Below are 23737 nucleotides of genomic sequence, written 5' to 3'. Positions count from 1 at the left end.
TTCCACGAGCCGTGGGAGGCCGACAGGTGTCCAGCGCAGCCGAGCAGGAGGCGGTGGCCGGAGAGCGGGCCGGCGCGGACGGGCGTCCGTCCGTCGTGGTGAACGGCGGGCGGCGGGCCGCCCCGCCGCCCGCCGCGGCGGCCCGGCCGGGCACGCCGGTGCCACTGGGCGCCCGGTTCCGGACCGGCCCGGACGGGGTGGCGGGGACCAACTTCGCGCTGTGGGCGGGCGGGGCGGAGGCGGTGGAGCTGTGCCTGTTCGACGGACCGGGCCCCGGCGCCGGGGAGCGGCGGGTGCGGCTGACCGAGCTGACGCACGGGATATGGCACGGCTTCGTGCCGGGCGTCCTGCCCGGCCGGCGGTACGGCTACCGGGTGCACGGCCGCTGGGACCCGTGGACCGGCGCCCGCTGGAACCCGGCGAAGCTGCTGCTCGACCCGTACGCCCGTGCGGTGGACGGCGACTTCGTCCTGCCGCCCGAGGTGTACGGGCACGTCCGCGACTGGCCGGAGCAGCACGTGGCGGACACCGTGCGCGACGACCGGGACTCGGCGCCGTACGTCCCCAAGGGGGTGGTGGTCCATGACGACGACGACTGGTCGGACGACCGCCGGCCCAAGACGCCGTGGGCGGACTCGGTCGTCTACGAGCTGCACGTGCGCGGCTTCACCATGCTCCACCCGGACGTCCCGCCCGAGCTGCGCGGCACGTACGCGGGCCTGGCGCACCCGGCGGCGGTCGCGCACCTGACCCGGCTGGGCGTGACGGCGGTGGAGCTGCTGCCGGTGCACCAGTTCGCGCACGAGAGCCATCTGCTGGAGCGCGGCCTGAGGAACTACTGGGGCTACAACTCGGTCGGCTACTTCGCCCCGCACGCCGCCTACGCGGCCTCCGGCACCACGGGGCAGCAGGTCGGCGAGTTCAAGCGGATGGTGCGCGCGCTGCACGCGGCCGGCATCGAGGTGATCCTCGACGTGGTCTACAACCACACGGCGGAGGCGGGCGAGCTGGGCCCGACGCTCTCCCTGAAGGGCATCGACAACCGCGGCTACTACCGGCTCCAGCCCGACGCCCGCCGGTACGCGGACTACACCGGCTGCGGCAACACCCTGCACGTCGTCCAGCCGCACGTGCTGCGCCTGATCACCGACTCGCTGCGGTACTGGGTCACCGAGATGGGCGTGGACGGCTTCCGGTTCGACCTGGCGGCGGCGCTGGCCCGCTCGGCGCACGACGTCGACATGCTCTCCCCGTTCCTCGCGGTGATCGCGCAGGACCCGGTGCTGCGGAGGGTGAAGCTGATCGCCGAGCCGTGGGACGTGGGTTCGGGCGGCTACCGGGTGGGCGCCTTCCCGCCGCTGTGGACGGAGTGGAACGACCGCTACCGCGACACGGTGCGGGACTTCTGGCGGTGCGCGCTGCCGGACGTGCGGGAGATGGGCTACCGCCTGTCGGGCTCCAGCGACCTGTACGCGTGGGGCGGTCGGCGGCCGTACGCGTCGGTCAACTTCGTCACCGCGCACGACGGTTTCACGCTGCGCGACCTGGTGTCGTACGAGCGCAAGCACAACGAGGCCAACGGCGAGGGCAACCGGGACGGCACGGACGACAACCGGTCCTGGAACTGCGGGGCGGAGGGCGAGACGGACGACGCGCGGGTGCGTGCGCTGCGGCGGCGCCAGCTCCGCAACCTGCTGACCACGCTGCTGCTGTCGACGGGGGTGCCGATGCTGGTCGCGGGCGACGAGATGGGCCGCACGCAGCGCGGCAGCAACAACGCGTACTGCCAGGACAACGAGACGAATTGGGTGGACTGGAGCCTGCTCGACGACCCGGAGTGGCGGCCGCTGTTCGAGCTGGCCTCGCGGCTGGTCGCGCTGCGCCGCCGGCACCCGGTGCTGCGCCGCCGGGCCTTCTTCTCGGGCCGCGCGCACTCCGCGGACGGCCTGCGCGACCTGGCCTGGTTCACCGCGGAGGGCGCCGAGATGACGGAGCGGGACTGGTACGCCCCCTCGGCCACCCTCGGCATGTTCCTGTCCGGGCGGGACATCCCGGGCCGCGACGAGCGGGGCGACCCGGTCACCGACGACAGTTTCCTGGCGGTGCTGCACGCGGGCGGGGAGGCGGCCCGCTTCGTCCTGCCGGGTCCGCCGTGGGCGCGGCGGTACGAGGTGGTCGTCGACACCGGCCGGGAGGAGCAGGGCGGGGCGCCCGGCACGGTGTGTCCGGCGGGGGCCGGGATCACGGTCCCGGCGCGGACGGTGCTGTTGCTGCGGGCGCTCGGCTGAGGCCGTTCCGGGCGGTTTCTCAAGGCAGCGTTTCGGCTCCGTGAACTCGTCGGCGATCTTCTTGACCGTGCCTCGGCGTGCCTGGAAACGTCCCTGGCCGGCGCCCCTTCGGGCGCGCACTTCCGCCCTCGTCCTCCAGGGGATCACGCATGCCCGAGATATCCCGCCGCCTCTTCGGCGGCCTGGTGGGCGGCGGTGCGGTGAGCGCCGTCGCCGGTACGTCCGCCGCCGAGGCCGCCACGCCCGCCGCAGCCCCCGCCTCCGCATCCGCATCCGCATCCGCATCCGCATCCGCCGAGCGTCCCTTCGCGGCGCGCACCGGGTCCCGGCCCGGCAAGCGCCCCAACTTCCTGTTCATCCTCGGCGACGACCTCGGCTGGGCCGACCTGTCCTCGTACGGCGCCCCGCACATCAGGACCCCGCACCTGGACCGGCTCGCCGCGCAGGGGGTGCGGTTCACCCAGGCGTACTCCGGGTCGGCGACCTGCTCCCCCACCCGGTTCAGCCTCTACACCGGGCGCTACCCGGGCCGTACGAAGGGCGGGCTGGCGGAGCCGATCGGCAACCGCGCCCAGGGTCTGGACCCCCACCACCCGACCCTCGCGTCCCTGCTGAAGCGGGCCGGCTACGCCACGGCGCTGATCGGCAAGTGGCACTGCGGCTGGCTCCCCGACTACAGCCCGACCAAGTCCGGCTGGGACGAGTTCTTCGGCAACTTCGGCGGCGCCCTGGAGTACTTCTCCAAGCTGGGCCAGCTCGGCGAGTACGACCTGTACGAGGGCGACGCCACCTACAAGGACCTGCGCTACTACACCACCGTCCTCACCGAGCGGGCCGTCGAGTACGTCGGCCGCGACCACGGCCGGCCCTGGCTGCTGAACCTCAACTTCACCACCCCGCACTGGCCCTGGCTGACCGAGGACGACGCGGAGACCGGCGCCGCGATCGCCGACGAGGTGCGGTCCGGGAACGTGCTGGGCGCCCTGCTGCACAACGACGGCGGCTCGGTGGAGAAGTACCGGGAGATGGTGGAGAACCTGGACGCCTCGGTCGGCAGGGTCCTCGCCGCGCTGCGCCGGTCCGGTCAGGAGGAGAACACCGTCGTCGTCTTCGCCAGCGACAACGGCGGTGAGCGCTTCTCGTACCAGTGGCCGCTCAGCGGCGGCAAGTCGGAGCTGCTGGAGGGCGGCATCCGGGTGCCGACCGTGCTGCGCTGGCCGGCCCGGGTCGACGGACGGCAGGTCAGCCACGAGCCGGTCTACTCCCCGGACTGGACGGCGACCCTGCTGGAGCTGGGCGGCGCGCGCCCCGACCCGGCCTACCCCCTCGACGGGCACAGCCTCGCCGGCTACCTGCTGCACGGCCGGGACCTGCCCGAACGCGACCTGTTCTGGCGGGTGCGGGGCAACCGCGCGCTGCGGCGCGGGGACTGGAAGTACTACCGGGACGCGCAGGGCCGCGACCACCTGTACGACCTCGCCGCCGACGCCCGCGAGCAGGCGGACCTGGCGGCCGACCGGCCGGAGCTGCTGGCCGAGCTGAAGGCGGCCTGGGAGCGCACCGACCGCGAACTGCTGCCCTATCCGGCGGCCTGAGCCGGGGGCCGGGGCGTCAGCCCAGGATGCCCCGGTCGTAGGCCGTCGCGACGGCCGCCGCGCGGTCCTTCACGCCGAGCTTGGCGTACAGGTGGGTGAGGTGGGTCTTGACGGTCGCCTCGCTGATGAACAGCTCGCGGGCGATCTCCTTGTTGGAGGTGCCCCGCGCCACCAGCGCGAGCACCTCGCGTTCGCGGGCGGAGAGGGGCTCGCCGCCCGGCGTCCTGGGGGCGCGGACGGCGGAGACCAGCCGGGAGGCGACGGCCGGGGACAGGACGGTGCGTCCCTCGGCCGCCGCCCGGACCGCGGTGAACAGGTCGTCGCGGGGCGCGTCCTTGAGCAGGTAACCGGTGGCGCCGGCCTCGATCGCGGGCAGGGTGTCGGAGTCGGTGTCGTACGTGGTGAGCACGAGCACCCGCGCGCGGGCGCCGCGCCGGGTCAGCTCGCGGATGGCGTCGACGCCCGAACCGCCCGGCATCCGCAGGTCCATGAGGATCACGTCGGGGTCGAGCGCGGCGGCCCGCTCCAGCGCCTCGGCGCCGCCGGCCGCCTCCCCGAGGACCCGGAAGCCGGGCGCGGACTCGAACATGCCGCGCAGTCCGTCGCGGACCACGGGGTGGTCGTCGACGACGAGGAGGGAGATCACTGCGTCGGGGCCGGGGGCTCCGTCGGCCGGGGCGTCGGTGGGCGTGGTGTCATCGGTCATGGCGCACCAACGGTACGCGGGCGGAGACGGCCGTGCCGTGTCCCGGTTCCGCCTCCACGGTGAGGGAACCGGCGATGCGCTCGGCGCGGGCCCGCATGCCGTCCAGGCCGAAGCCGCCGGCGGGGGTGTGGGCCCGGGCCGCCAGGGGGTCGAAGCCCCGGCCGTCGTCGCGGATGTCGAGGGTGACCTCGTCGCCCATGTAGGAGAGGGTGACTCCGGCCCGGCCGGCGGCGGCGTGCCGGGCCGTGTTGGACAGGGCCTCCTGGGCGATGCGCAGGAGGGTGGCGGCGACCTCGTCGTGCAGGTGCTCGGCGGTGCCGGTGACGGTGAACGCGGCCCGGACGCCGGTGCGTTCGCTCCACTCCGTGACCGTCTTCTTCAGCGCGTCGGGCAGCCCGTCGTCGGCCAGCGCGGCCGGGGAGAGGTTGTGCACGGAGCGGCGGGCCTCGCCGAGGCTGTGCCGGGCCAGGGCGAGGGCCCGGTCCAGGTGCGCGCGGCCCAGCTCCTGGTCCGGGGTGGCCGCGACGACCTGGAGCTGGGCGATGATGCCGGTCAGACCCTGGGCGAGGGTGTCGTGGATCTCGGCGGCCAGCCGCCGGCGTTCGTCGGCGACCCCGGCCTCCCGGGCCTGGACGAGGAGCTGGGCGTGCAGCGCGGCGTTCTCGTCGAGGGCCTGCTGCAGGGCGGTGTTGGTGCGCTCCAGTTCGGTGATGGTCTCCACGCGGGCCCGGCTGCGGGCCTCCTCCAGCGTGGCGAAGTGGGCGAAGAGGGCCACCAGCATGGTGTTGACCGTGAGGATCGCGCCGAAGAGCACCCAGCCCATGACCCCGTCGGGGGGCAGCCCGCCGGACTGGGAACCGGCGAGGGTGACAGCGGTGGCGAACAGTCCGGCCCGGCACAGCCGGCGCGGCAGCAGGTGCTGGGCGCCGAAGTAGCCGATGACCGCGTAGAAGGCGAAGAGCGGGTTCAGCCAGGTCAGGGCGAACCCGATGGCCCAGCGGACGGCGTAGTAGCAGGTGCCGGCCGGGGTCGGTTCGGGTCGGGTGCGCGCCGCCCGGTTCCACCAGAGCTGGAGCACGACGGCCGCGCCGATCAGGACGCCGCTCGCCCGGCGTTCGCCGCCGGTCATGCCGATCGCGTCGGCGGCCGACCAGGCGACCAGGGTCCCGACGGCCAGCAGGGCGTAGGGACCCCAGCGGTGGAACGCCGCCCAGCGCTCGTCGACCGCCGTCGTCTCCCTCGTCGTGTCCCCGGCTTCCATGGCGTCATTGTCGGGCACGGCGCCGTCTCTCCCCACCGTCACTCCCAGCGGAACCAGCGCGAGGCCGCCCCCGTGAGCAGTACCGTCCAGGCCACCAGCACCGCGAGGCGGGACCAGCCCGGCCAGTCACCGGCGGCGGCCTCGTTGAGGGCCTGCGCGGCGGCGCCGAACGGGGTCCAGCCCACGATCCGGGCCAGCAGGTCCGGCATGGCCTGCACCGGCAGCCACACGCCCGCGCAGAACATCGCCGGGAACAGCGCGGCCGAGCCGATCGCACCGGCGATCTTCGTGGTGCGGGACAGGGCGGAGAGCACGGCCCCCAGGGAGAGCGCGGCGAGCACGGCCAGCAGCAGCGCGAGGAGGTAACCGGCGGGCTGTCCGGGAAGCGCCACGTCGAAGGCGAGGCGGCCGACGGCGAGCGCGAGCAGCGCCGAGACCAGTGCGGCCCCGCCGCACACCACCATCTGCGCGGACAGCAGCGCCGCCGGACGCACCGGCGTGGCGGACATCCGGCGCAGGATGCCGCGCTCCCGGTAGCCGGTGAGGACCTGGGGCATGCCCTGGAGGCCGCCCACGGTCAGGCCCAGGAGCACGGCCACCGGCACGTACGCGTCGACCGGGCGCAGCCCGCCGAAGGAGGCGTCCGCCTCGCGGAAGGACGGGATGGAGCCGAGGATCACCAGGAGCAGGGTCGGGAACGCCAGGATCCAGAAGAGGGCGCCGGGTTCGCGGCGGAACAGCCGCACCTCGGTCCGCAGTACGGCGGTGTCGAAGACGTCGGTGGTCATGCGGTGGCCTCCGTGAGGTCCAGGAAGGCGTCGTCCAGGGTGGTGTCGGTGACCCGGAGCTGGTGGGCGGTGACGCGGGTGCGGGCGAGCAGGGTGATGACGGCGTTGACCGTCTCGTCGGTGCCGGACAGGGTGACGCGGCCGTCCTTGGACTCGGCGGAGGCGAGTCCGGGCAGCGCCCGCAGGTCCGCCTCCCGCAGCGGCTCGGAGGGGGTGAAGCTGATGACGGTGGCGCCCGCCGAACGCCGGATCAGTCCGGCCGGGGTGTCCAGGGCGGCGACGCGGCCCCGGTCGATCACCGCGATCCGGTCGCACAGCCGCTGGGCCTCCTCCATGAAGTGGGTGACCAGCAGGACGGTGACGCCGCCCGCGCGGATGTCCTCGATGAGCTGCCAGGTCTCCCGGCGGGCGCGCGGGTCGAGGCCGGTGGTCAGCTCGTCCAGGACGACGACGCGGGGGTCGCCGACCAGCGCCAGCGCGATGAACAGGCGCTGCTTCTGGCCGCCGGAGAGCCTGCCGAAGCGGGTGTTCAGCATCGGGGCGAGGTCGAGCCGCTCGGCGAGCGGCCGCCAGTCGGCGGGCTTCGGGTAGAAGGCGGCGTACAGCTCCAGGGCCTCGCGGACGGTGAGCTTGGGCTGGAGTTCGCTCTGCTGGAGCTGGGCGCCCAGGACCTCGGCGACCCGCCGGTGGTCGGCGACGGGGTCGAGCCCGGTGACCCGGACCCGGCCGGCGTCGGGGACGCGCAGCCCCTCGACGCACTCGACGGTGGTGGTCTTGCCGGCTCCGTTGGGGCCGAGGACGCCGAAGATCTCGCCCTCCTCGACGGCGAAGGACACACCGTCGACGACGGGCCGGCCGCCGTAGGACTTGCGCAGATCGGTGACTTCGATGACGGGCATGGCACCAGCGTCCCGGCCGCCGGGGTTCCGGCACATCGGCCGACGCGCTCGAAGGCGCATCAGCCGATCGGTTGATGCGCCGTACGACCCCGGCCGGGCTCCCCCACGACCCCGGCGGGGCTTCCGTACGACCCCGGGGGCGCGAAAACCCGGTGGGCAGTGTCAGTGGCGAACCGTAGGCTCGCTGCTGATGCCCACGACACCCGCCCCCGCCCCGGACGCCGACGAGAAGCGTTCCACCGTACGTGCCCTGCTGCGGCTGTGGCCCTATGTGCGCCCGGTACGGGCCCGGTTGGGCACGGCCGCGGGCGTCGCGATCCTGGCCTCCTGCGTCGGGCTGGTGATCCCGCTCGTCCTGAAGTGGATGGTGGACGGACCGGTCGCCGACGGCGACCCGGCGGGCGTGTGGCTCGGGGCGCTGTACCTGCTGCTCCTCGGCGTGGCGGAGGCGCTGCTGTTCGGGCTGCGACGGTGGCTGGTGGCCCGGCCGCTGGCGGGCGTCGAGGCGGGCATGCGCGCGGACCTGTACCGGCACCTGCAGCGGCTGCCGGTGGCCTTCCACGACCGCTGGGCCTCGGGGCAGTTGCTGTCGCGCGGGACGACCGACCTGATGCTGCTCCGCATGTTCCTCGCCTTCCCCCTGACGTTCCTGCTGGTCAACGGCGTCACGATCCTGATCGGCGTGGGCATCATGCTGGTCCAGGACTGGACGCTGGGGCTGGTCGTCCTCGGACCCGCCGTCCCGGTGATGATCACCTGCGGGATCTTCGAGAAGAAGTACTCCGCGGTGGCGCGGCGCGCGCAGGACCAGGTCGGGGACCTGACGACCGTGGTCGAGGAGAGCGTCCTCGGCATCCGGATCATCAAGGGCTTCGGCCGTCACCGCAGCCAGGCCCGCGCCTTCCGCGAGCTGTCGCACACCCTGCGGGGCACCGAGCTGCGCAAGGCGCGGCTGCTGGCGGCCATCTGGGCGGTCATCGTGACCCTGCCGGAGGTGGCGATCGGGGCGGCGCTGGTGGTCGGAGCGGTGCAGGTGGCCGACGGGGCGCTGTCGGCCGGGACGCTGGTGGCGTTCCTGTCCACGGCGCTGGCGCTGCGGTGGCCGGTGGAGTCCATCGGCTTCCTGCTGGCGATGAGCCAGGAGGCGGCGACGGCCACGGACCGGTACTTCGAGGTGATGGACGCGGAAGTCGAGTCTGCGGGGGGTGTTGGCGCCCCTGCGCCGGTGCCGGAGGCCGGGGAGCGCGGCCCGGCGTCGCGGGGCGCCTCCCGGGCCGTTCAGGCACTCGGGGAGGCACGACTGCCCGCGGCGGCGGGGGCCGGCGGTCTCCGGTTCGAGCACGTCCTGTTCCGTTACCCCGACGCCGCCCCCGGCTCCCCGCCCCTCCTGACCGACGTCGACCTGCACATCCGCCCCGGCGAGTCCATGGCCCTCGTCGGTGCCACGGGCAGCGGCAAGACGACGCTGACCGCGCTCGTCCCCCGCCTGCACGAGGTGACCGGGGGCCGGATCACGCTGGACGGCGTGGACATCACCGCCCTGCCCCGCGAGGAGCTGCGCGCGATGGTCGCCGTGGCCTTCGAGGAGCCCACCCTCTTCTCGGCCACCGTCGGCGAGAACGTGCTGATGGGCGCCGCCCCGGACGCCGGCGACGAGGAACTGGACCGCGCACTCGCCGTCGCGCAGGCCGACTTCGCGCACGCGCTCCCCGAGGGCACCGGCACCCAGGTCGGCGAGCAGGGCCTGAGCCTGTCCGGCGGCCAGCGTCAGCGCCTCGCGCTCGCGCGGGCGGTGGTCGGCAGGCCGAGGTTCCTGGTCCTGGACGACCCGCTGTCCGCGCTGGACGTGCACACGGAGGCCGCCGTGGAGGCCGCCCTGCGCGACGTCCTCGCGGACACCACCGCGCTGATCGTGGCCCACCGCCCCTCCACCGTCCTGCTCGCCGACCGCGTCGCCCTGCTCTCCGAGGGCCGCATCGCCGCCGTGGGCACCCATCACGAACTGCTGCGCACCAGCCCCGAGTACGCCCACCTGATGTCCGGGCTCGACGGGCACGCCGATTCCTTCGAGGGCTTCCATGAAGGGGACGGCCGATGACCGCGCCCACGGCCACGGAGCCGGACCGGGACCGACCGGAGGACGCCGGTTCGGGGGACCCGGCAGGGACCGGAACCGCCGCCGACGACCAGTCGTTCGACCAGGACGTCCTGCCCAGCCCGCCGGGTGCGACCGGCGCCCTGCTGCGCTCCCTGCTGGCGCCGATGAGGGCCCGCGTCGTCCTCACCGTCCTCCTCCTGCTGCTCCAGCAGGCGGCGGTGCAGGCGGGCCCGCTGCTGGTGGCGTACGCCATCGACCACGCCGTACCCGCCCTGCGGGACGACGACCGCGGTCCGCTGCTCGCGGTGGGCGCCGGCTACCTGCTGTGCTCGCTGGCCGCGGGCGGGCTGCAGTACGCCTTCATCGCCGCCGCGGCCCGGGTCAACCAGGACGCGCTGCTCGACCTGCGCGGGCGGATCTTCCGGCACGCGCAGGCGCTGAGCGTCGACTTCCACGAGCGCTACACCTCCGGCCGCCTCATCTCCCGTTCCACCACGGACGTGGAGTCCCTGCGCGAGCTGCTCGACGAGGGCCTGCAGGAGCTGGTGACGGTCGTCCTGTCCTTCGTCTACATCGCCGCGCTGCTGCTCTGGCTGGACCTCGGCCTCGGCGCCGTCGCGGTGGCGTCCTTCGTGCCGCTGTACGGGCTGGTGCGGCTCTACCAGCGGCGCGCGGGGCGGGTGTACCGGCAGCGGTCCACGGCGATCGCGGCGGTGATCGTGAAGTTCGTGGAGACGATGAACGGCATCCGGCCGGTGCGCGCCTTCCGTCGGGAGGACGCCAACGACGCCGAATTCGCCGCCCTGAACGGGCACCACGAGCGGACCAACGGCGACGCGCTGCTGGAGATGGCGCGTTACGTCGTCGGGTCGCGGCTGGTCGCCAACACCGCCGTCGCGGGGATCGTGCTGTGGGGGGCCTACCGGGTCGCGGACGGCACCCTGGCGCTCGGTGTGCTGGCGGCGGCGGTGCTGTACCTGCGCCGCCTGTACGACCCGATCGACCGGCTCGGCATGTTCCTGAACTCCTACCAGTCGGCGGCGGCCTCGCTGGAGAAGATCGCCGGGCTGCTGGCCCAGACGCCGTCGGTGCCCGAGCCCGCCGCGCCCAGGGAGCTGCCGGCGCCGAAGTCGGAGCACCCCGGCCGCGAGGTCGTCTTCGACTCGGTGAGCTTCGGCTACCGCACCGGCGGCGAGGTGCTGCCCCGCTTCGGGCTGACGCTCCCGGCGGGGCAGACGGTCGCCGTCGTGGGCTCGACCGGCGCGGGCAAGTCGACGCTGGCCAAGCTGCTGGCCCGGTTCTACGACCCCTCCGCCGGGCGGGTTCTGCTGGACGGCATCGACCTGCGCGACCTGGCCGTGCCGGAACTGCGGCGCGGGGTGGTGATGGTGACGCAGGAGGCGTTCCTGTTCTCCGGCACGGTCGCCGACAACATCGCCATCGGCCGTCCGGAGGCGACGCGGGAGGAGATCGAGCGGGCCGCGAAGGCGATCGGCGCCCACGACTTCATCGCCGCGCTGCCCGACGGCTACGACACCGACGTGCGCAAGCGGGGCGGCCGGATCTCCGCGGGCCAGCGGCAGCTCGTGGCGTTCGCGCGGGCACTGCTCGCGGACCCGGCGGTGCTGATCCTGGACGAGGCGACCAGCTCGCTGGACATCCCCGGGGAGCGGGCGGTGCAGCGGGCGATGGCGACGGTGCTGAAGGGCCGTACGGCGGTGGTGATCGCGCACCGGCTGTCCACCGTGGAGATCGCCGACCGGGTGCTGGTGATGGAGCACGGCCGCATCGTCGAGGACGGCACCCCGGCCGAACTGATCGCCGGTACGGGCCGCTTCGCCGACCTGCACCGGGCGTGGCGGGACAGCCTGGCGTGAGGATCGACGCGTACGAGGACCCGGGGACGCCGGACCGCCGGGGCGGCTGGCGGTACCTTGCGTGGCTGGTGAGGCGGCAGTGGCCGCGGTGTCTGGCGGGGGCGGTGCTCGCCAGCGTCTGGATGGTGCTGCTGGCGGCGACGCCGTACCTGATGGCCCGGGCCGTCGACCACGGTCTGGAGCCCGGCGACCTCGGCGCGCTGGCCGGCTGGACGGGCGCCATGGTCGCCGTCGGCGCGGTCAACGCCTGGCTGGGCGTGCTGCGGCACCGCACGATGACGAAGGTGCGGATGGACGCCAACTTCCGCACCGTCAAGGCGGTCGTCGGCCACGCGACCCGGCTCGGCGCGGCGCTGCGCGCCCGGGTGGGGACCGGCGAGGTCGTCACCGTCGGGGTGGGCGACGTGCAGACCATCAGCGCCTCCCTGACGGCCGTGGGACCGGGCGTCGGGGCGGTCGCCGCCTACGCGGTGGTCGGCGCACTGATGCTGTCGGTGTCGGCCCGGCTCGCCCTGGTGGTGCTGCTCGGGGTGCCGCTGCTCGCGGTGGCCCTCGGCCCGCTGATGGGCCGGCTGCAGGGCAGGGAGACCGAGTACCGGGAGCGGCAGTCCGTCCTGACCGCCCGGATCGGCGACCTGGCGGGCGGGCTGCGGGTGCTGAACGGGCTGGGCGGCAAGGGCCTGGTCGCCGACGCCTTCCGCCGGGACTCGGGCAGGCTGCGCGAGCAGGGGTACCGGGTCGGCGCGGTATCGAGCTGGATCCAGGCCCTCGGGGTGGGGCTGCCGATGCTGTTCCTGGCCCTGGTGACCTGGCTGGGCGCCCGGCTGGCCGTGCGGGGGCACATCAGCGTGGGCGAGCTGGTCTCGGTGTACGGCTATGTCGTCGAGCTGGGCTGGCCGGTGGCGTTCCTCATCGAGATGGGCCACCAGCTCAGCCGCGGTGTGGTGGCCGCCCGCCGGGTCGTCGCCTTCCTGAGCCTGGAGCCGGAACCGGACGAGGGCACCCGGGAGGCCCCCGCGGAACCCGCGGTGCTGTACGACCCCGCCTCGGGGGTCCGGGTACTTCCCGGCCGCCTGACCGCCCTGGCCGCCTCCCGCCCGTCCGACGCCACCGAGGTCCTGGACCGCCTGGGCCGCTACACGCCGTCCGACGCGACCTGGGGAGACATCCCGCTGACGGAGATCCCGCTGGCTCAGGTCCGCGCCCGCGTCCTGGTCGCCGCCCCGGAGGCGGACCTCTTCGCAGGCACCCTGGGCGAAGTGATGGGCGCCGCGGACACCGGCGCACGGGGCGCGGGCCGTGCCGACGTGCGGCTCCGCGGCCCGGGCGCGACAAGCCCGGACGAGCCCGCGGACGCGACGCGACCGCCCGTGGCGGACGAGGACGCGCGACTCGCCGCGGCCATCCACGCGGCCGCCGCCGAGGACGTCGTCCGCGCCCTCCCCGACGGCCTCGGGACCCGCATCGCCTCCCAGGCCCGGGACCTGTCCGGAGGACAACGCCAGCGCATCCGCCTGGCCCGTGCCCTCCTCGCCGACCCCGAAGTCCTCCTCGCCGCCGAGCCCACCTCCGCCCTGGACGCCCACACGGAGGCCACCGTGGCCGACCGCCTCAAGGAGGCCCGCGAGGGCCGCACCACCGTACTGGCCGCCACCTCACCGCTCCTCCTCGACCGCGCGGACGTCGTGCACCACCTGGTGGACGGCAAGGTCGCCGCCACCGGCACCCACCGCGAACTCCTGGAGACCGAACCGGGGTACCGCGCCCTGGTCGCACGGGACGACGGGGACGCCGAACGCGCCCGGCCCGACGAACCCACCGAGCACCCCGAACGCGCAGAACACCCCGAGCACCCCGAGCACTCCGAACGCCCCGCGGAAGGGGAGCCCGCCCGATGACCCAGCTCCCCGTCGCCGAACGCACCGAAGTCCGCCGTGCCGCGGCCGCCCTGGTGCGCGCCGACCGCCGGTCCTTCGCCGTCGTGCTGGGGCTCAACGCCCTGGCCGCGCTGGCCGGTCTCGCGGGGCCGTATCTGCTGGGCCGGATCGTCGACGAGGTGCGCGACGGCGGCGGGACCGGCGCGGTGGACCGGTTGGCCCTCGCCATCCTGGTGTGCTCGGGCACGCAGTTGCTGCTGGCCCGCTGGGCGCGGTACGTGGGGCACCGGTTCGGGGAACGGACGCTCGCCCGGGTGCGCGAGCGGTACGTGGACCGGGCACTGGCGCTGCCCGCGTCGGTGGTGGAGCGGGCGGGCACCGGGGACCTGACGACCCGCGGCACCGCCGACGTGACCGCCGTCGGCACGACGCTGCGCGACGCCGGTCCCGAGTTGCTGATCAGCACGGTGCAGGCGCTGTTCCTCACCGCCGCGGTGTTCGTGCTGGACCCGTTGCTGGGCCTGGTCGGGGTGCTGGGGCTGACGCCGGCCTGGCTCGCGCTGCGCTGGTACCTGCGCCGGGCGCGGACCGCCTATCTCGCCGAGGGCGCGGCCAACTCGGACGTCGCGGAGAGCCTGGCGGCCACGGTGTCGGGGGCGCGCACGGTCGAGGCGTTCGGGCTGGCCGGACGGCGCGTGGCGGCGAACCGCGAGGCGCTGGAGGTCTCGCGGCGCGCCCGGTTCCGCACGCTGTTCCTGCGGTGCGTGTTCTTCCCGGCGGTGGACGTCTCCTACGTCCTTCCGGTGGCGGGCGTGCTGCTGCTCGGCGGGGCCCTGCACGCGCACGGGTCGCTGGGCCTCGGCGCGGTGGTGTCCTGCGCGGTGTACCTCCAGCAGTTGGCCGGACCGCTGGACGAGGTGCTGATGCGGATCGAGCAACTGCAGGCCGGTTCCGCCTCGTTCGCCCGGGTGGAGGGGCTGGCGGGGGCGCCGCGGGCGTCGGCGGACGGGTCGGCCGTCCCGGCGGACGACCGTATCGACGTCTCCGGCGCGCGGTACGCCTACGAGCGGGGCGGCGAGGTGCTGCGCGGGGTGGACCTGACCGTGCGGCCGGGCGAGCGGCTGGCGGTGGTCGGTCCCTCGGGAGCCGGCAAGACCACGCTGAGCCGGCTGCTGGCCGGGGTCGACGCCCCGACGGGGGGTTCGGTGACGGTGGGCGGGGTGCCCGTGACCGCCCTGGGCCCGGAGCGGCTGCGCCGCCAGGTGGTGCTGGTCACCCAGGAGCACCACGTGTTCCTGGGCACGGTCCGCGACAATCTCCTCATCGCCGAACCGGCCGCCACGGACGAGGAGTTGTGGGCCGCGCTCGCCGCGGTCGGCGCCGAGGAGTGGGTGCGGGAGCTGCCCGGCGGCCTCGGTGCCGAGCTGGGGGCGGGAGCGGACGCGCACTCCACGGACGGTTCGCAGGCCCAGCAGCTCGCGCTGGCCCGGGTGGTGCTGGCCGACCCGCACACCCTGATCCTGGACGAGGCCACCGCCCTGCTGGACCCGACGACGGCCCGGCACACCGAGCAGGCGCTGGCCGCCGTACTGAAGGGCCGTACGGTCATCGCCATCGCGCACCGCCTGCACACCGCGCACGACGCCGACCGGGTGGCGGTGATGGAGGACGGGCTGCTGACCGAGCTGGGCACGCACGACGAACTGGTGGCGGCGGGCGGGGCGTACGCGGCCCTGTGGGGTTCCTGGCACGGGGAGCCGTCCGCCGGTTACTGACCGGCGGGACAGTAACCGGCCCCGAAAGGCGACGATTCCGTTTATCGAACGTGAACGCCCGGTCAACGAACCATTTCCAGCCAACTTGATGACGCGCTCCTGACAAGCGGCGCGTTCTCCTGCCAGTCTTCCGTCGGCCCCTTCACAGCGCCCCCACAGCTTCCCCACGAGCGCCGTGCGGCGGCCGGCTTCTGGCACACGTTCTCTGCGCACCGCACAGTTCCGCCCGGTCGGCCACCCGCCGGCCGGTCTCCCTGGCCGCGCGACCCGCGGCCACGCAGAAGGAGTCAGTGTTGAGCAGCAGTACTCCCCACAGACGCACCTCCCACACCACCTCCCACACCTCCCGCCGCACCACGCACCGGCGTGCCGCGGCCGTCGCGCTGGCCGGTGTCGCGGCGCTGATCGCCACGGCGGTCCAGTCCGGCACCGCCACCGCCGCCCCCGACCCGTCGCCCGCGAAGGGCAACGAGCTGGTCAAGCTCAGCCCGTCCCAGCGCGCCGAGCTGATCCGCGACGCCGACGCCGCCAAGGCGAAGACCGCCGACGACCTGGGCCTGGGCTCCAAGGAGAAGCTGGTCGTCCGGGACGTGGCCAAGGACCGCGACGGCACCCTGCACACCCGCTACGAGCGCACCTACGACGGCCTGCCCGTCCTCGGCGGCGACCTCGTGGTGGCCAGTGAGGCGGGGAAGACGGAGCAGGTCGTGAAGGCCACCGCGAAGGCGATCAAGCCCGCGACGGTCACGCCGAAGATCTCCGCCGCGAAGGCCGAGTCGCAGGCGGTGTCGGCCGCGAAGGCCGCCGGCGCCGAGCAGCCGGACGCCGACCGCGCCCCGCGCAAGGTGATCTGGGCCGCGAACGGCACACCGGTCCTGGCGTACGAGACGGTCGTGGGCGGCCTCCAGGAGGACGGCACCCCGAACGAGCTGCACGTCGTCACCGACGCCGCCACCGGCGCCAAGCTGTACGAGTACCAGGCCGTCGAGAACGGCACCGGCAACACCCTCTACAGCGGCACCGTCACGCTGGGCACCGCGCAGTCGGGGTCCTCGTACACGCTGACCGACACGGCACGCGGCAACCACAAGACGTACAACCTGAACCGCGGCACCTCGGGCACGGGGACGCTCTTCACGGGCCCCGACGACGTGTGGGGCAACGGCAGCGCGTCCAACGCGGAGACCGCCGCCGCCGACGCCCACTACGGCGCCGCGCTGACGTGGGACTACTACAAGAACGTGCACGGCCGCTCCGGCATCCGCGGCGACGGCGTGGGCGCGTACAGCCGGGTCCACTACGGCAACAACTACGTCAACGCCTTCTGGCAGGACAGTTGCTTCTGCATGACCTACGGCGACGGCTCCGGCAACGCCAACCCGCTGACCTCCATCGACGTGGCGGCGCACGAGATGAGCCACGGCGTCACCTCCGTCACCGCGGGGCTCAACTACTCGGGCGAGTCCGGCGGTCTGAACGAGGCCACGTCCGACATCTTCGCGACCGCGGTCGAGTTCTACGCCAACAACTCCTCCGACGTCGGTGACTACCTCATCGGCGAGGAGATCGACATCAACGGCGACGGCACGCCGCTGCGCTACATGGACAAGCCGAGCAAGGACGGCGCGTCCAAGGACTACTGGTACTCGGGGATCGGCGGGGTGGACGTCCACTACTCGTCCGGCCCGGCCAACCACTTCTTCTACCTGCTCAGCGAGGGCAGCGGCACCAAGACCATCAACGGTGTCACCTACGACTCGCCCACCTCGGACGGCCTCCCGGTGACCGGCATCGGCCGCGCCAAGGCGGAGAAGATCTGGTTCCGCGCGCTGACCACCAAGTTCACCTCGACCACCAACTACGCGGGCGCCCGCACCGGCACCCTCGCGGCGGCCGGTGAGCTGTACGGCACCGACAGCGCCGAGTACACCGCGGTGGCGAACGCGTGGGCGGGCATCAACGTCGGCGCGCGGCCCGGCGGCGGCGAGCCCGGCGGCGGCACCACGTTCGAGAACACCGCGAACGTGACCATCCCCGACTACGGGTCGGCGGTCACCTCGTCCGTCACGGTCTCGGGGCGCACCGGCAACGCGCCGAGCAACCTCCAGGTGGGCGTGGACATCGTGCACACCTGGCGCGGTGACCTGCAGATCGACCTGGTGGCTCCCGACGGCACGGCGTACCGCCTGAAGAACAGCGGCTACGACCCGGCGGCGGACGTGCACGAGACCTACACGGTCAACGCCTCCTCCGAGACGGCCAACGGCACCTGGAAGCTGCGCGTCCAGGACCAGGGCCCGTCGGACACCGGTTACATCGACGCCTGGCGGCTGACCTTCCCGTAGGCCCTCCGGCCCCGGGTGCGTCACACCGACCAGGGCGCCGCTCCGGAGGTTCGACTCCTCCGGGGCGGCGCCCTCCCCATGTCCTCCGGGCCCGCGTCATCCCCCGTTTTTTGCCCAGCACTTACGCCCGCCTTGTTGCCGCTTTACCGAGGTCACGCGGCCTTCACAGGTCCGCCACCCGGGTCCCGGCATCGGTTTTCGGCCAACATCATCACGCCCTCCTGACATGTACGCGCCTTCGGTGTCAGTCTTCCGTCACCCGCCGCACAACTTCGCAGCAACCGGCCGGACACCCCACGCCGACCGGATCCCCCACCGAAGGAGCTTGTGTGTCTTCCCTCTTCGCGCGCCACAAGCGCACCACCCTGGCCCTCGCCACCGCGGTCGCCGCCGGGGCGATGCTCACCACCGGCCTCACCGCGGGCAGCGCCGCCGCGGACTCCACCGCCCCGTCCGCGCTGCCGGCCGCCCCGGTCCTGCTGTCGGACACCGCCCGCACCGCGCTCATACAGGAACAGCAGGCCGGCGCGGCCGACGCCGCCCGGGAGCTGGGCCTCGGTGCCAAGGAGAAGCTCGTCGTCAAGGACGTGGTCAAGGACCGCGACGGCACCGTGCACACCCGCTACGAGCGCACCTACGACGGCCTGCCCGTCCTCGGCGGCGACCTCGTCGTGCACCGGTCGGAGTCCGGCGCCGCCAGAGGCGTCACCAGGGCGACCGGGGCCGCCATCAAGGTGGCCACGGTGACGCCGAAGGTCGGGGCGGCCAGGGCCGAGCAGCAGGCGCTGTCCGCCGCCGAGGACGCCGGTTCGTCGCAGACCGCGGCCGACTCCGCGCCCCGCAAGGTGATCTGGGCCGCCCAGGGCAAGCCCGTCCTCGCCTACGAGACCGTGGTCGGCGGCCTCCAGGACGACGGCACCCCCAACGAACTGCACGTCGTCACCGACGCCGCCACCGGCGCCAAGCTGTACGAGTACCAGGGCGTCGAGACCGGTTCCGGCAAGAGCCTGTACTCGGGCACGGTCACCCTCGGCACCACCAAGTCCGGCTCCTCGTACCAGCTCTACGACACCGGGCGCGGCGGCCACAAGACGTACAACCTGGCCCGCAAGACCTCCGGCACCGGCACGCTGTTCACCGACGCCGACGACGTCTGGGGCACCGGCGCCGCCTCCAGCGACCCCCAGGACCAGACCGCCGCCGTCGACGCCGCCTACGGGGCCCAGGTCACCTGGGACTTCTACAAGCAGACCTTCGGCCGCAACGGCATCAAGAACGACGGCAAGGCCGCCTACTCCCGCGTCCACTACGGCAGCAACTACGTCAACGCCTTCTGGCAGGACAGTTGCTTCTGCATGACCTACGGCGACGGCTCGGGCAACACCAACCCGCTGACCTCGCTGGACGTGGCCGGGCACGAGATGAGCCACGGCGTCACCTCCAACACCGCGGGCCTCAACTACAGCGGCGAGTCCGGCGGCCTCAACGAGGCGACGTCGGACATCTTCGGCACCGGCGTGGAGTACTTCGCGAACAGCTCCGCCGACAAGGGCGACTACCTCATCGGCGAGAAGATCGACATCAACGGTGACGGCACCCCGCTGCGCTACATGGACAAGCCCAGCAAGGACGGCGCGTCCAAGGACTACTGGTCCTCCGGCCTCGGCGGCGTCGACGTGCACTACTCCTCCGGTCCGGCCAACCACTTCTTCTTCCTGCTGGCCGAGGGCAGCGGGGCACGGACGGTCGACGGGGTGAGCTACAACTCCCCGACCTCCGACGGCTCCACCGTCACCGGCATCGGCCGCGCCAAGGCCCTGCAGATCTGGTACAAGGCGCTGACCACGTACATGACGTCGACGACCAACTACAAGGCCGCCCGCACGGCGACCCTGAACGCGGCCTCCGACCTCTACGGGTCCTCCAGCACCGAGTACAAGACGGTGGCCGCGGCCTGGACCGCGATCAACGTGAGCTGACCGACCCGCCCGACGCGGCCGGCGGCACCCGGGACCAGCGGTTCCCGGGTGCCGCCCTACCCTTGGTGCCCATGTCCTTCACGTACGACGACGTCGGCGCCACCCGCGAGCAGGACCACTGCCCGCCCGGCTTCCGCCCCATGCACGTACGCACCCGCCTGGGGGAGGGCGAGCCGGTCTTCCGGCGGGCGGCCGAGGCCGTGCTCACCTGGGAGATGCACCGGGAGATGGGCGTCGGCATCGAGGCGAGCGCCGAGCGCGCCGCCCCCGGCGTCGACGTCACCGTCACCCTCGCCGGAATGATCAAGGCGCCCTGCCGGGTGGTGTGGACCCTGGAGGAGCCGCGCCGGGCCGGCTGGGCCTACGGCACGCTGCCCGGCCACCCCGAGTCCGGCGAGGAGGCCTTCGTGGTGGACCGCACGGGCGACGGCACGGTCTGGCTGACCGTGCACGCCTTCAGCCGCCCGGCCAAGTGGTACGCCAAGGCCGGCGGCCCGGCCGCCCGCGCCTTCCAGCACGCCTACGCGCGCCGTTGCGGCACCGTCCTCAGGCGGCTGAGCGGCGGCGAGGAGGACTGAGCCGGGGCCCGGGCCCGCCCCGCCGCCACCGCCCGCTCACCGCATCAGCGGCCCCGCCGCCTCCACCAGGTCGCCCGAGGGCACCGCGACCAGGCCCGTCTCCACGCCGGACGCGAGCAGCCGGTGCGCGGGCAGGACGCGGACCGTGTAGCCGAAGGGTCCGGTGCGGTCCAGGGCGAGCGGGCCCTCGTAGGCCCAGCGGCCCTCCAGGTCGGGGCCGCCCACCGGTTTCAGCGGCACCTTCGCCGCGTCGGTGATCCGGTCCTCGGAGTCGACGCGTCCGGAGACCGCCTGCACCTCCACGTCCTCCGGCGCGAGGTCACCGAGCCCGACCCGCACCCGCAGGACGAGCGTGGTGCCCAGTTCGGCACTGGCGGTGGCCGCGGACGTCTCCACGTGGTCGACGCTGACGCCGGGCCAGGCCGCCCGCACCCGCGCCTTCCACTCGGCCAGCCCCCGCGCGGAGTCCCGGTCCATCGCGCGGTGCGCCTCGGCGGCGGGCGTGTAGAGCCGTTCGACGTACTCGCGGACCATCCGGCCGGCCAGCACCTTCGGGCCGAGCAGGCTCAGGGTCCTGCGGACCATCTCCAGCCACCGGTCGGGCAGCCCGCTCGCGCCCCGCTCGTAGAAGCGCGGGGTGATCCGCTGCTCCAGCAGGTCGTAGAGGGCGTTGGCCTCCATGGCGTCGCGCCGGTCCGGGTCGGTGCCGATGCCGTCGGCGGTGGGGATCGCCCAGCCGAAGTCCGGCTGGTACCACTCGTCCCACCAGCCGTCGAGCACCGACAGGTTGAGGCAGCCGTTGAGCGCCGCCTTCATGCCGGAGGTGCCGCACGCCTCCAGGGGCCGCAGCGGGTTGTTCAGCCAGATGTCGCAGCCCGGGTAGAGCTTCTGGGCCATCGCCATGCCGTAGTCCGGCAGGAACACGATGCGGTGCCGCACCCGCGGGTCGTCCGCGAACCGCACCAGCTCCTGCACCAGCCGCTTGCCGCCGTCGTCCGCCGGGTGCGCCTTGCCCGCGACGACGATCTGGACGGGCCGCTCGGGGTGCAGCAGCAGCTCCGTCAGCCGCTCCCGGTCGCGCAGCATCAGCGTGAGCCGCTTGTACGACGGGACGCGCCGCGCGAAGCCGATGGTGAGCACGTCGGGGTCCAGGACGTCGTCGATCCAGCCCAGTTCGGCCGCCCCGGCGCCGCGCTGCCGCCAGGAGGCGCGCAGCCGCTCGCGCACCTCGTCGACGAGCTGGGCGCGCAGGGTGCGGCGCAGCTCCCAGATGTCCTGGTCGGGGATGTCGGCGACCGAGTCCCAGCGGTCCGAGCCGCCGACCGCCAGCGCGTCCTCGGCCCGCTGCACGCCGATCTGCCGGGCACCGAGCCGGAACACCTCGGGTGCCACCCAGGTCGGGGCGTGCACGCCGTTGGTGACGGAGGTGATGGGCACCTCGTCGGCGTCGAAGCCGGGCCACAGTCCGGCGAACATCCCCCGGCTGACCCCGCCGTGCAGCAGGGAGACCCCGTTGGCGCGCTGGGCGAGCCGGAGGCCCATCACGGCCATGTTGAAGAGGTTCGGTTCGCCGCCGGGGTAGGTCTCCATGCCGAGCCTGAGGACGCGTTCGACGTCGATGCGCGGGAGTTCGGCGTCGGGGCCGAAGTGGCGGGCGACCAGCTCGCGGTCGAAGCGGTCGATGCCGGCCGGGACGGGGGTGTGGGTGGTGAAGACGGTGCCCGCCCGCACCGCCTCCAGCGCCGCGCCGAACTCCAGCCCGTCGTCGCACAGTTCGGCGATGCGTTCCAGGCCGAGGAAGCCGGCGTGGCCCTCGTTGGTGTGGAACACCTCCGGCGCGGCGTGGCCGGTGAGCCGGCAGTACGTGCGCACCGCCCGGACACCTCCTATGCCGAGCAGCATCTCCTGGAGGAGCCGGTGCTCGCTGCCGCCGCCGTAGAGCCGGTCGGTGACGCCGCGTTCGCCGGGGTCGTTCTCCTCGACGTCGGAGTCGAGCAGCAGCAGGGGCACCCGGCCGACCTGGGCCAGCCAGACGCGGGCCCGCAGCTCCCGGCCGCCGGGCAGCGCCAGGGCGACGTGGGCGGGGGTGCCGTCGGCCTCCTTCAGGGGGGCCAGCGGCAGCTCGTGGGGGTCGAGGACGGGGTAGTGCTCCTGCTGCCAGCCGTCCCGGGACAGGGACTGGCGGAAGTACCCGTGGCGGTAGAGCAGGCCCACGCCGACGAGCGGCACGCCCAGGTCGCTGGCGGCCTTGAGGTGGTCGCCGGCCAGGATGCCGAGGCCGCCGGAGTACTGGGGCAGCGCGGCGGTGATGCCGAACTCGGGCGAGAAGTAGGCGACGGCGGCCGGGAGTCGGCCGGGCTGGGCCTGGTACCAGCGGTCGCCGGTCATGTAGTGGTCGAGGTCGTCGGCCACCGCGGTCAGCCGGCGCAGGAAGCGCCGGTCCTCGGCCAGCTCCGCGAGGCGCGCGGGGCGGACGGTGCCGAGCAGCCGTACCGGGTCGCGGCCGGACGCGGTCCAGCACTCGGGGTCGACGGACTGGAAGAGGTCGCGGGTCTCCGGGTGCCAGGACCAGCGCAGATTGCGGGCCAGATCACTGAGCGGCCGGAGGGGGTCGGGGAGTACGGGACGGACGGTCAGTCGACGGATCGCCTTCACCCTCACGACGTTACCGCGCGATGTGTCCCTCGTTGGGGCCTTCGCCCTGATCCGCCGGGCGGGAACCGACGCGCACGGCGTGTCGATATGGCCGGATCTTTCCCCGTCGGCCGTCTTGTGGCGCTTCGGCCGGCGAGGAAAGCTGCACATGTCGCGACGAACGCTGATTGCGGGAGCGGCATCCGGGAAAGCGACGGTCAGATCGCCGTGCGTGTCGCGTTGTCGACATACGCGCCAGTAGTTAACAAAGCGCCGGATTGCCCACCGGAAGAGTGTGGGAAGGCTCCTGCGGTACGCCCCGCACACACCTCGCAGGACCCACCTCCCCAGAAGTCATCCGCCCACCCAGTTGACGCGGACAGGAGCGGTCATGCCCGCCACGCACCACTCGTCAGCATCCCCCGCATCCCCGGCTGCCGCTGTCCCCCCGGCACCCGCCGCGCAGGAGGCCACCGTCGTCGGACGCATCCCCGTGCTGGACGTCCGTCCGGTCGTCCAGCACGGGCGAAGGCCCGCCAAGGCCGTCACCGGCGAGTCGTTCGAGGTCTCCGCGACCGTGTTCCGCGAGGGGCACGAGGCGGTGGCCGCCAACGTCGTCCTGAGAGACCCGCGGGGCCGCCCGGGCCCCTGGACGCCGATGCGGGAACTGGCCCCCGGCACCGACCGCTGGGGCGCGACCGTCACCGCGGACGCGACGGGACTGTGGTCGTACGCCGTGGAGGCGTGGAGCGATCCGGTCACCACCTGGCGGCACGCGGCCCGGATCAAGATCCCGGCCGGGATCGACACGGACCTGGTGCTGGAGGAGGGCGCCCGGCTGCACGAGCGGGCCGCCGCCGGTGTGCCCGGGAGCGCGGACCGGCGTGAGCTGCTGGCCGCCGCCGACGCGCTGCGGGACGAGAGCAGGCCGGCCGCGTCCCGGCTGGCGGCGGCGCTGACGCCGCAGGTCGACGCGGTCCTGGCCCGTCACCCCCTGCGCGACCTGGTCACCTCCTCCGAACCGCTGCCCCTGCTCG

15 protein-coding genes are annotated in these 23737 nt (G+C 73.8%); 10 read left to right on the top strand and 5 right to left on the bottom strand.

Annotated elements, in window-relative coordinates:
* The first annotated feature begins 26 nt into the window (after positions 1–26).
* Both glgX and IG88_RS0112815 read left to right on the top strand, forming a co-directional pair.
* Positions 27–2288, top strand: coding sequence for a glycogen debranching protein GlgX (glgX, locus tag IG88_RS0112820; RefSeq protein ID WP_031039185.1), 2262 nt, complete (start codon positions 27–29; stop codon positions 2286–2288).
* 149 nt (positions 2289–2437) lie between these two features.
* Positions 2438–3883, top strand: a complete 1446-nt coding sequence (locus IG88_RS0112815; protein WP_031039181.1) for a sulfatase — start codon at positions 2438–2440, stop codon at positions 3881–3883.
* A gap of 16 nt (positions 3884–3899) precedes the next feature.
* On the opposite strand, the gene IG88_RS0112810 is transcribed toward IG88_RS0112815, so the two are convergent.
* The 4 genes from IG88_RS0112810 to IG88_RS0112795 are packed head-to-tail and all read right to left on the bottom strand — an operon-like array spanning position 3900 to position 7537.
* Complete coding sequence (locus IG88_RS0112810; protein ID WP_031039178.1) at positions 3900–4589, bottom strand: response regulator; 690 nt, start codon at positions 4587–4589, stop codon at positions 3900–3902.
* Entirely contained in the window at positions 4579–5850 is a 1272-nt protein-coding gene (locus IG88_RS0112805) for a sensor histidine kinase (RefSeq protein ID WP_031039175.1), read from the bottom strand. The genes IG88_RS0112810 and IG88_RS0112805 overlap by 11 nt, the downstream gene beginning before the upstream one ends.
* 38 nt (positions 5851–5888) lie before the next feature.
* Positions 5889–6638 carry an ABC transporter permease gene (locus IG88_RS0112800; protein ID WP_031039173.1) on the bottom strand — a complete coding sequence of 250 codons (750 nt, stop codon included), beginning with the start codon at positions 6636–6638 and terminating at the stop codon, positions 5889–5891.
* A complete protein-coding gene (locus tag IG88_RS0112795; protein ID WP_031039172.1) occupies positions 6635–7537 on the bottom strand; it encodes an ABC transporter ATP-binding protein in 903 nt (300 codons plus the stop codon). The genes IG88_RS0112800 and IG88_RS0112795 overlap by 4 nt, the downstream gene beginning before the upstream one ends.
* 190 nt (positions 7538–7727) lie before the next feature.
* Here IG88_RS0112795 and IG88_RS0112790 point away from each other — a divergent pair, with 190 nt between their 5' ends.
* The 7 genes from IG88_RS0112790 to IG88_RS0112760 all read left to right on the top strand — a co-directional run bounded on the left by IG88_RS0112790 (position 7728) and on the right by IG88_RS0112760 (position 20066).
* Positions 7728–9635: an ABC transporter ATP-binding protein gene (locus IG88_RS0112790; protein WP_031039170.1), complete on the top strand. Its 1908-nt coding sequence runs from the start codon at positions 7728–7730 to the stop codon at positions 9633–9635.
* Complete coding sequence (locus IG88_RS0112785; RefSeq protein WP_031039169.1) at positions 9632–11512, top strand: ABC transporter ATP-binding protein; 1881 nt, start codon at positions 9632–9634, stop codon at positions 11510–11512. Before IG88_RS0112790 ends, IG88_RS0112785 begins: the two co-directional genes overlap by 4 nt.
* Positions 11509–13410, top strand: coding sequence for an ABC transporter transmembrane domain-containing protein (locus IG88_RS0112780; RefSeq protein WP_078861483.1), 1902 nt, complete (start codon positions 11509–11511; stop codon positions 13408–13410). The genes IG88_RS0112785 and IG88_RS0112780 overlap by 4 nt, the downstream gene beginning before the upstream one ends.
* Positions 13407–15164 (top strand): ABC transporter ATP-binding protein, encoded by a 1758-nt coding sequence (locus tag IG88_RS0112775; protein WP_031039164.1) that lies wholly within the window; start codon positions 13407–13409, stop codon positions 15162–15164. The genes IG88_RS0112780 and IG88_RS0112775 overlap by 4 nt, the downstream gene beginning before the upstream one ends.
* A gap of 293 nt (positions 15165–15457) precedes the next feature.
* Entirely contained in the window at positions 15458–17509 is a 2052-nt protein-coding gene (locus IG88_RS0112770; protein ID WP_031039162.1) for a M4 family metallopeptidase, read from the top strand.
* A 329-nt stretch (positions 17510–17838) separates the two neighbouring features.
* A complete protein-coding gene (locus IG88_RS0112765) occupies positions 17839–19488 on the top strand; it encodes a M4 family metallopeptidase (protein ID WP_031039160.1) in 1650 nt (549 codons plus the stop codon).
* A gap of 71 nt (positions 19489–19559) precedes the next feature.
* A complete protein-coding gene (locus IG88_RS0112760; protein ID WP_031039159.1) occupies positions 19560–20066 on the top strand; it encodes a DUF1990 family protein in 507 nt (168 codons plus the stop codon).
* A gap of 36 nt (positions 20067–20102) precedes the next feature.
* On the opposite strand, the gene IG88_RS0112755 is transcribed toward IG88_RS0112760, so the two are convergent.
* Entirely contained in the window at positions 20103–22721 is a 2619-nt protein-coding gene (locus tag IG88_RS0112755) for a glycosyltransferase family 1 protein (protein WP_031039156.1), read from the bottom strand.
* A 370-nt stretch (positions 22722–23091) separates the two neighbouring features.
* Between IG88_RS0112755 and IG88_RS0112750 the strand changes: the two genes are divergently transcribed.
* A partial coding sequence (locus IG88_RS0112750) for a maltotransferase domain-containing protein (RefSeq protein WP_158853911.1) occupies positions 23092–23737 on the top strand: 646 nt, incomplete at its 3' end.

It is taken from the genome of Streptomyces sp. NRRL F-5650, from assembly GCF_000721365.1.
GTDB classification, from domain to species: Bacteria; Actinomycetota; Actinomycetes; order Streptomycetales; family Streptomycetaceae; genus Streptomyces; species Streptomyces ardesiacus.
Note: the sequence above shows the minus strand (reverse complement) of the source record. Positions and strands in the feature narration are given on the sequence as shown.